1 rRNA gene is annotated in these 554 nt (G+C 53.8%); it reads left to right on the top strand.

Annotation, left to right across the window (positions count from 1 at the left end):
* A 23S ribosomal RNA gene (locus tag JYB63_RS22565) occupies positions 1 to 554 on the top strand; the annotation flags it as partial.

The raw sequence follows: 554 nt of genomic DNA, 5'->3' as shown, positions 1-554 counted from the left end.
GACGCTTAGGCGTTGTTGGGTAGGGGAGCGTTCTGTAAGCCGTTGAAGGTGGCCTGTGAGGGTTGCTGGAGGTATCAGAAGTGCGAATGCTGACATAAGTAACGATAAAGCGGGTGAAAAGCCCGCTCGCCGGAAGACCAAGGGTTCCTGTCCAACGTTAATCGGGGCAGGGTGAGTCGACCCCTAAGGCGAGGCTGAAAAGCGTAGTCGATGGGAAACAGGTTAATATTCCTGTACTTGGTGTTACTGCGAAGGGGGGACGGAGAAGGCTAGGCTAGCCGGGCGACGGTTGTCCCGGTTTAAGCGTGTAGGGGGTGTGACCTGGTAAATCCGGTTGCATACTAACCCTGAGGCGTGATGACGATGCACTACGGTGCAGAAGTAGTTGATGCCCTACTTCCAGGAAAATCCTCTAAGCTCCAGGTAACATTAAATCGTACCCCAAACCGACACAGGTGGTCAGGTAGAGAATACCAAGGCGCTTGAGAGAACTCGGGTGAAGGAACTAGGCAAAATGGTGCCGTAACTTCGGGAGAAGGCACGCTGGCATGTAG

Source organism: Aliamphritea spongicola (genome assembly GCF_017051665.1).
GTDB lineage: Bacteria > Pseudomonadota > Gammaproteobacteria > Pseudomonadales > Balneatricaceae > Amphritea > Amphritea spongicola.
Note: the sequence above shows the minus strand (reverse complement) of the source record. Positions and strands in the feature narration are given on the sequence as shown.